Source organism: Myxococcus xanthus (assembly GCF_013116825.1).
Taxonomy (GTDB): domain Bacteria; phylum Myxococcota; class Myxococcia; order Myxococcales; family Myxococcaceae; genus Myxococcus; species Myxococcus xanthus_B.
On the sequence record NZ_JABFNS010000006.1, the window covers coordinates 127,575 to 135,360 of the forward strand.

A 7,786-nucleotide genomic window follows, 5' to 3' on the forward strand; every position below is an offset into this window, starting at 1 on the left:
GGGCCTGCTCCCGCTGAGGGAAGACCGGGATGCGACGGGCGGCGAGAGGGGGGAGTCGCCAGGCGCCACCACATCGCGGCCTTCTCCCAGGGGGAGTGGCGGGAGGCGCCGGGCCCTGGCGGAGGCCGCCATGCCGGGGCCCGGAGATGAACGAATCAGCGGGCGGCGAGCGCGGCCACGGCGGCCTTGGCGTCGTCCAGCTTCACGTTGACCGCCTTGGCAAGGCGGGTGCCGTAGTCGGGGTGGGCCATGAAGAAGTGACCCACCATGCGCGCCTTCACCCTGGCATCACGCACCTGGTTCAGGTCCGCGGCCAGGTTCTTGATGAGGCGGTCCTTCCCACCCGCGTCGAGCGCCAGATAGAAGGCGCCGGCCTGCGCGAAGTTCTCCGTCTTCTCGATGCCGCGCTGCTGCGTGGTGCCGCTGAGCGGCGCGTTGGCGAAGAGGTACGGGGGCGCGTCCTGCGTCTCACGGCTGACGCTGGGCTCGTAGTTCACGTCCGACTTCGTGTTGGCGAAGTTCATGCTGCCCGCCTGGTTGTTGTTGCTCACCGTCGCGCGGGCCCGGTTGATGGGCAGCGACTGGTAGTTGGCGCCAATGCGGTAGCGCTGGGTGTCGGCGTAGGAGAACAGGCGGCCCTGCAGGAGGCGGTCCTCGGAGGGCTCGATGCCCGGCGGCTGCACGCCAGGGGAGAAGGCCGCCTGCTCGGTCTCCTCGAAGAAGTTGTCCGGCATCTTGTTGAGCGTGAACTTGCCCAGCTTGATGGACGGCACCTGCGCCTCGGGCCAGATCTTCGTCGCGTCGAGCGGGTCGAAGCTGAACTTGTCCAACTCCTTGGGGTCCAGCACCTGCACGCTCAGCTCCCACGAGGGGAACTTGCCCGCGCCAATGGTGGCGTAGAGGTCCGAGGTGGCGTGCTGGTGGTCCTCGGAGATGACGCGGGCGGCGTCCTCGGCGGTGAGGCTCTTCACGCCCTGCTGCGAGCTCCAGTTGAACTTCACGTACTTGTATTCGCCTTTCGCGTTGACGAACTTGAAGGCGTGCACGCCGTGCCCGTTCATCTGGCGGTAGTTCGCCGGGATGCCGATGTCCGAGTACACCTGCGTGAGCATGTGCGTCGACTCGGGCAGGTGCGAGAAGAAGTCGAAGGAGCGGTTCGGGTCCTGCTTGTTCGTGACGGGCGACGGCTTCAGCGAGTGCACCATGTCCGGGAACTTGAGGGCGTCGCGGATGAAGAAGACGGGCAGGTTGTTGCCCACCAGATCCCAGTTGCCCTCGTCCGTGTAGAACTTGAGCGCGAAGCCGCGTGGATCGCGCAGCGTCTCCGGCGAGCCCGTCGGATGGATGACGGTGGAGAAGCGCACGAACATCGGCGTCTTCTTGCCCTTGGCGGAGAAGAGGGACGCGCGCGTCAGCTTGGAGAAGTCGCCGTAGCTCTCGAAGGTGCCGTAGGCGCCGGTGCCGCGGGCGTGGACCACGCGCTCGGGGATTCGCTCACGGTCAAAGCGCGCCAGCTTCTCGATGAGGTGGAAGTCCTCCAGGAGCACGCCGCCACGCGGGCCGGCCGTCTTGGAGTTCTGGTTGGTCCCCACGGGGGATCCGGTGTCCGTCGTCAGGGGAGGGGGCGTCGCGGCGACGGCGGCCGAACCGCCAAAGAGAATGGCGGTCAGAAGCAGGGAGCGGGTTTGCAAGGGACTCTCCTTGTCTCAGGGGGTAAGGCAGTCCCGTCCTGAGCAGGGGGCATGCCACCGCTCAAATTTGAATGATTCCAGTGGATTACGTGTTGAGTTCACATGTGTTCACCGAAGGGTCGGTGGTGTCACCGTCCTTTCGGTGAGGGCTGGCACCGTCCTTTCGGTGCTTTGAACTCGGAACCGATAATGCGGTGCGGCAACGTTATCGAGGTGCGCATCGGCGCTACCCGCTGTCGTTCGGGCGGGTAAGGTGCGTCCATGCCAGGCCCGTTCATTGAAGACGCGCGGATTGAACATGCGCGCAAGCTGGCGGACGAAATCGTCAACCCGATCTTCGACCTCATCCGCCGTAACACCACTGTTTCAACCGAGCGCACTGTGTTGCGCTTCTTCGGCCTCTCCGGAGCTGGCGCGCGGGGCGTGCCGCTCGCCAACCTGATGGTGGACAAGCTGAAGGCCGCCGGGGTGCTCAACAAGGGCGCCGCCTACTGGTATGGCCGCGCGCTGCAGTTGGGCGCGAAGAGCCCGCTGGAGGCCGTGGAGCGGCTGACGGCGCTCCCCACGGAGAAGCTGGCCCCCTTGTCGCCCGAGCAGGAGCACAACCTCCGCGAGGAGGTGCGCGCGGAAGCCCGCGCCGCGCTCGATGACCTGAAGGCCCGCATTGCCCAGCGCGAAGAGCTCCGCAAGCAGTTCCCCATGCCCCCGGCGCCGCACAAGTACGTCATCGTGGCCACGGGCAACATCTATGACGACGTGGACCAGGCGCGCGCGGCGGCCCAGGCGGGCGCTGACGTCATCGCCGTCATCCGGTCCACGGCGCAGTCGCTGCTGGACTACGTGCCCCACGGCGCGACGACGGAGGGCTACGGCGGCACCTACGCCACCCAGGAGAACTTCCGCATCATGCGCGAGGCCCTGGACGACGAGAGCCGCAAGCTCAAGCGCTACATCCAGCTGACCAACTACTCGTCCGGCCTCTGCATGTCGGAGATCGCCTTCTGCGCGGCCTACGAGAAGCTGGACATGCTGCTCAACGACGCGATGTACGGAATCCTCTTCCGTGACATCAACATGCGGCGCACGTTCATCGACCAGTACTTCAGCCGCCGCATCTGCGCCCTGGCCGGCATCATCATCAACACCGGCGAGGACAACTACATCACCACCGCGGACGCGTACGACGCGGCCCACACCGTCATCGCCAGCCAGTTCATCAACGAGTGCTTCGCCAAGCGCGCCGGCCTCAAGGACTGGCAGCTGGGCATCGGCCACGCGTACGAAATCGATCCGTACCGCGAGGACACGCTGCTGCTCGAGCTGTCCCAGGCCATGCTGGTGCGCCGCTGCTTCCCGGACGCGCCGTTGAAGTACATGCCGCCCACCAAGCACAAGGAGACGGACATCTTCTTCAGCCACACGTACGACGTGATGGCGAACCTGGTGGCCATGTGGACGCGGCAGGGCATCCAGTTGCTGGGCATGATGACGGAGGCCATGCACACGCCGCTCCTGGCGGACCGCTACGTGGCGCTCAAGTCCGCGGCCTACATCCACCGCGCGGCGCGAGGCATCGACGAGGAGTTCACCGTCCGCGAGGACGGCAAGATCGCCAACCGCGCGCGCGAGGTGTTCGCCCGGGCGGAGCAGCTGCTCCAGGAGTGCCGCGACGAGGGCATGGTGACCGCCATCGGCCGGGGCCACTTCGGTGACGTGAAGCGCGAGGAGACCGGCGGCAAGGGGCTCGACGGCGTGCTGGAGAAGGCGCCGGACTATTTCAACCCGTTCCTGGAACTCCTGGAGGCGCAGTGATGCTCGGTTCAATCCTTGCCATGGTTCTCTCCGCGGGCGGCTCCGCGGATGCGCTGGCGCAGGTCCAGGTGAAGAACGTGTCCATCCAGGTTCCCGCCTCGTGGAACCGCACCGAGGAGGATGGGACGAGCAAGTTCCAGGCGCCCAGCGGGGACGCCTACTTCCTGGTGGACGTGGGCGCCGTGCAGACGGCGGGCATGAAGGCCCAGACGTGCGTGGACAAGATTGTCGCGTCCATTGGCGGCAAGGGCTGGGAGCGTCTGAAGGTGGGCGCCCAGCCCGCGGCGAAGCGTCAGGAGACGGACGTGGCGCCGGATGGCAGTGGCGCGGTGGATTCCGTGACGTATGTGGGCTGCGACGGAAAGACGACGTGGTCGGTCGTCTTCTACCTGGAGCAGACGAAGAAGGAGCGGTTCGCGCCGCTGGCCCAGAAGGTGGGCTCCAGCGTCAAGATTCAGCGGGCCGGAGGGAAGTGAGCCGATGGTAAAGCCGAGCAAGCAGATCATCCGTCCCTACGGCGACCGGCGGGACGACGGCGTGGTGCAGCTGTCGTTCACCCTGCCGGTGCCGTTGTCCGAGAAGGCCAAGGAGGCCGCCGCCGTCTTCACGAAGAAGATGGGCTTCACTGACGTGAAGGTGGCCGCCGCGGAGCGTGCCGCGGACGCGTACACCTTCTTCATCGTCTACGCCCGGTCGTCCGTCGCGCTGGACTACGCCGAAATCGACGTGCCCGAAGTCGTCGTGAAGAAGATGTCCTTCGACGACCTCAACGCCTTCATCAAGGAGAAGGTGAAGCGGCGCATCGTGGTGTTCGGCGCCTGCACGGGCACGGACACCCACACGGTGGGCATCGACGCCATCCTCAACATGAAGGGCTACGCGGGCGACTACGGCCTGGAGCGCTACCCCTGGTTCGAGGCCTTCAACCTGGGCAGCCAGGTGCCGAACGAGGACCTCATCAAGAGGGCCATGGCGCGCAACGCGGACGCCATCCTGGTCAGCCAGGTCGTCACCCAGCGCGACGTGCACAAGGACAACTCGCGGCACTTCATCGAAGCGGCGAAGGCTGCTGGCATCCACGGCAAGGTCCAACTGCTGCTGGGCGGGCCCCGCGTGGACCACAAGCTGGCGCTGGAGCTGGGCTTCGACGCCGGCTTCGGGCCCGGCACCAAGCCGTCCGACGTGGCCAACTACATCGTCCACGCGCTCCTCAAGAAGGAAGGCAAGGAGCCGAAGGACGCGCACTATCAGGGGGAGCCCCAGTGAGCACGGGAACGAAGGCGGTCATCCGGCTGCGCATGAGCAGCCACGACGCACATTACGGCGGCAACCTGGTCGACGGCGCGCGGATGCTGGGGCTCTTTGGCGACGTGGCCACGGAGCTGTGCATCCGCAGCGACGGGGACGAGGGCCTGTTCCGCGCCTATGACTCGGTGGAGTTCCTGGCTCCGGTGTACGCGGGCGACTTCATCGAGGCGGAGGGCGAAATCGTCAGCGCGGGCAACACGTCGCGGAAGATGCGCTTCGAGGCGCGCAAGGTCATCAAGCCGCGGCCGGACGTGAATGACTCGGCGGCGGATGTCCTGTCGGAGCCGGTGGTGGTGTGCCGGGCCACGGGGACGTGTGTGGTGCCCAAGGACAAGCAGCGGGGGCAGCCATGAGCACGCCCATGGTCATCACCGCGGCCATGGTGGGCGCGGAGACGACGCGCGAGCAGACGCCGCACCTGCCCATCACCGCGGAGGAGATCGCCGAGGACGCCGCGCGTTGCCGCGAGGCGGGCGCGGCGATGGTGCACCTGCATGTGCGCACGCCGGACGGCAAGCCGTCGCAGGACGCGGAGTTGTTCCGCGCGGCCATCCGCGCCATCCGCAAGCGCACGGACGTGCTCATCCAGACGTCCACGGGCGGCGCGGTGGGCATGACGGTGGACCAGCGCTGCGGACCGCTGACGCTCACCGGCGAGGACCGGCCGGACATGGCCACCTTGACGACGGGCACGGTGAACTTCGGCGAGGAGGTCTTCTGGAATCCCCGGCCGCTCGTGCGTGACATCGCCCGGCGCATCCGGGCGATTGGCCTGCGGCCGGAGCTGGAGTGCTTCGACGTAGGCATGATCGACGAGGCCCGCTACCTGGCGAAGGAAGGGCTGGTGGACCTGCCCGCGCACTTCGACTTCGTGCTCGGCGTGCCGGGTACGTTGCAGCCGCGTCCGGAGGTGCTGGACTTCATGATTGCCTCGCTGCCGGAAGGCTCCACCTGGACGGTGGCCGGCGTGGGGCGTCACCAGCTGGCCTACGTGGACGAGGCGGCGAAGCGGGGCGGAAACGCGCGCGTGGGCCTGGAGGACAACATCTACGTGTCCAAGGGCGTGCTCGCGAAGGGCAACTGGGAGCTCGTCGCAGAGGCGGCGAAGCGCGCGCGCGCCCATGGCCGCGAGCCGGCCACGCCGGAGCAGGCGCGCAAGTTGTTGCGGTTGTCGTAAGCACCGCCGGATGCATCGTGACGGCCGCCGCCCGAGTCCTGTCGGGCGGCGCCCGTCTCTGGGGTGTGGGGGCTGGTTCTTGCTGCCATGCGTCCGGGTAAGGTCGGCGCTCCATGAAAAAGCAGAGAGTTGGGCCTGGCCTGTTGAGCCTCTTGGCCGTTGCGTCGTTGGGCTGCGCCAGCAGTGCTACCGGTGCGGCCAACCGCCGCGATGCCTATGCATTGGCGTCCTGCACCGACACGGTGTCGTGCTGCATGCAGCGCAACCCAGGTGTGCCCGAAGCGTGCGGCCTCACAGCGGGCGAGGCCGCCGCGCACCTTGCGACCATGGATGCCGCGGTCAGGTTCGCGAACGAGCGGGTGAAGGAGGGAGAGGATGCTGGCGCCGACGATGGGTGGCGTGCGCACTGCACTGACCAGTATGTCCGGTGTCGAGACCAGAAGAAGCCCCGATGGATTGGGGACTGCTACGCCTGCTTTCGCTATTGCGAGGGGCAGCGAGAGTGGCCTTTCCGAGACTGTCACCCTCGCTAGGAGAACCACATGCCCACCCAACGGGATTGGGACGCGGTCAAAGACCTGAGCCGCCGCATCACGGACCCGGTTCAGCCCTTCCTCACCACCGAAACGCGCGCCCTGGTCCAGGCCACGGCGCACGACGTGGGGATTTCGCCTGACGAAACAACGCGTGCGCTCCAGGATGACGAAAGCGCCGCAGTTCTTGTGAGGGAGATTGCATCCCGCATCTCCACCGGGTCGAGGCGCCTCTCTCACACCTTGGTTGAAGTCGATAGACGCCGGGATGCTGGGGACTTGGAGGGGGCTCGCCAGCTGCTCCTGGACGTCTTGGCCGTGGAAGTCGTGCCTCATTACGTGGACATCCTGAACACGTACCTTGCGGCGGTGGACGACGAGCCATAGAGCGGCCGAGGGGTGCGACTGACGGAGCGTTCCCCTGTCCCGAAGTCCGTTGACGGATTGTCCAGGCTGCAAGGGCTCGGCTAGTTTGCGGCGGCAATGGAGCCATTGCCTACGCTGCCCGCGCAGATGTCCGTGGCCAAGAAGAACATCATCGGCTTTTCCGTTGTGACGTTGGGCATCGCGCTGACCGGGGCGGTGACGTTGGGCATCCAGCCCATGGGCTGGATGCGGACCACGAATGTGGGCCAGCTTCCGGAGTTGGCCGCCGTTCAAGCGCAGTTGTCGTCCCTGGACGCGTGCGACATCGAATACGGAAGTCGAAAGAGTGCGAACGGGACGCGCTGGACGGGCTCCCAGTCGACGGCTCGGGTCACTCCTTGTGGGACTTCTTCTTCCTTTTGGATCTCCGTCCCGGTGCCGCCAGAGCGGCAGGTGGACAATGTCGCCTTCGATATGAAGCGGGGCTCAGTGAAAGCGCCCTGGAAGATCCTGGTCGAGAAGAAGCAGACCGCGTTCCCCGCGCTCAAGCAGTCGCTCGAATTGCTCGCCCCCCATCTCCTCACGCAGTACCCCATTGAGCGTCAGCGTGACGCCGACCGGAAGGCGCAGTGGGCGCGCGAGAGACAGGCGCGGAAGGACGCTGAACGCGCTCTCAAAGAGGACGCGCAGAATTCTTATCCGGAGTGAATGTCTCGCCTTTGGGGTGTGCCGCCTGTTGACGGATTTTCGGTGTGCGCGCGCTGCGCTTAGGCTCATGTCTCAATGAATCCATCGTCTACGCAGTCGGCGCGGAAGTCCGGTAACTCCGCCATCATCATCATCGTCGCGGTGGTGGTGATGGTTGGCCTCATGGGCGGGGGCGCCATTCTGGCCGCGGG

Annotated in this window: 9 protein-coding genes; 8 read left to right on the forward strand and 1 reads right to left on the reverse strand. The window is 66.4% G+C overall.

All coding sequences use genetic code 11. The annotated features are described in order from the left end of the window. Positions 1-155: 155 nt before the first annotated feature. Positions 156-1,691, reverse strand: coding sequence for a catalase (locus HNV26_RS03235; RefSeq protein WP_301338421.1), 1,536 nt, complete (start codon positions 1,689-1,691; stop codon positions 156-158). A 261-nt stretch (positions 1,692-1,952) separates the two neighbouring features. Between HNV26_RS03235 and kamD the strand changes: the two genes are divergently transcribed. The 8 genes from kamD (at position 1,953) to HNV26_RS03270 (ending at position 7,595) form a co-directional block, all read left to right on the forward strand. Continuing rightward, positions 1,953-3,503 (forward strand): lysine 5,6-aminomutase subunit alpha, encoded by a 1,551-nt coding sequence (kamD, locus tag HNV26_RS03240; RefSeq protein WP_171439818.1) that lies wholly within the window; start codon positions 1,953-1,955, stop codon positions 3,501-3,503. After that, entirely contained in the window at positions 3,500-3,979 is a 480-nt protein-coding gene (locus HNV26_RS03245) for a hypothetical protein (protein ID WP_090490801.1), read from the forward strand. The genes kamD and HNV26_RS03245 overlap by 4 nt, the downstream gene beginning before the upstream one ends. A gap of 4 nt (positions 3,980-3,983) precedes the next feature. Further along, complete coding sequence (gene kamE / locus HNV26_RS03250; RefSeq protein ID WP_171439817.1) at positions 3,984-4,769, forward strand: lysine 5,6-aminomutase subunit beta; 786 nt, start codon at positions 3,984-3,986, stop codon at positions 4,767-4,769. Beyond that, positions 4,766-5,164: a 3-aminobutyryl-CoA ammonia lyase gene (gene kal / locus HNV26_RS03255; RefSeq protein ID WP_366816742.1), complete on the forward strand. Its 399-nt coding sequence runs from the start codon at positions 4,766-4,768 to the stop codon at positions 5,162-5,164. The genes kamE and kal overlap by 4 nt, the downstream gene beginning before the upstream one ends. Then, positions 5,161-5,988 (forward strand): 3-keto-5-aminohexanoate cleavage enzyme, encoded by an 828-nt coding sequence (kce, locus tag HNV26_RS03260; RefSeq protein ID WP_011554385.1) that lies wholly within the window; start codon positions 5,161-5,163, stop codon positions 5,986-5,988. The genes kal and kce overlap by 4 nt, the downstream gene beginning before the upstream one ends. 113 nt (positions 5,989-6,101) lie before the next feature. Then, on the forward strand, positions 6,102-6,521 hold the full coding sequence (locus HNV26_RS38135; protein ID WP_253816171.1) for a hypothetical protein: 420 nt from the start codon (positions 6,102-6,104) through the stop codon (positions 6,519-6,521). Between the two features lie 9 nt (positions 6,522-6,530). Further along, positions 6,531-6,908 carry a DUSAM domain-containing protein gene (locus HNV26_RS03265; protein ID WP_171439816.1) on the forward strand — a complete coding sequence of 126 codons (378 nt, stop codon included), beginning with the start codon at positions 6,531-6,533 and terminating at the stop codon, positions 6,906-6,908. Between the two features lie 126 nt (positions 6,909-7,034). Next, complete coding sequence (locus HNV26_RS03270) at positions 7,035-7,595, forward strand: hypothetical protein (RefSeq protein WP_171439815.1); 561 nt, start codon at positions 7,035-7,037, stop codon at positions 7,593-7,595. Positions 7,596-7,786: the final 191 nt, after the last annotated feature.

What these genes read in the sequence shown, in the direction of transcription:
- kamD (WP_171439818.1), top strand. Translation starts at nt 1,953, where the DNA reads ATGCCAGGCCCGTTCATTGAAGACGCGCGGATTGAACATGCGCGCAAG.
- kamE (WP_171439817.1), top strand. Translation starts at nt 3,984, where the DNA reads ATGGTAAAGCCGAGCAAGCAGATCATCCGTCCCTACGGCGACCGGCGG.
- kce (WP_011554385.1), top strand. Translation starts at nt 5,161, where the DNA reads ATGAGCACGCCCATGGTCATCACCGCGGCCATGGTGGGCGCGGAGACG.
- HNV26_RS38135 (WP_253816171.1), top strand. Translation starts at nt 6,102, where the DNA reads ATGAAAAAGCAGAGAGTTGGGCCTGGCCTGTTGAGCCTCTTGGCCGTT.
- HNV26_RS03265 (WP_171439816.1), top strand. Translation starts at nt 6,531, where the DNA reads ATGCCCACCCAACGGGATTGGGACGCGGTCAAAGACCTGAGCCGCCGC.
- HNV26_RS03270 (WP_171439815.1), top strand. Translation starts at nt 7,035, where the DNA reads ATGTCCGTGGCCAAGAAGAACATCATCGGCTTTTCCGTTGTGACGTTG.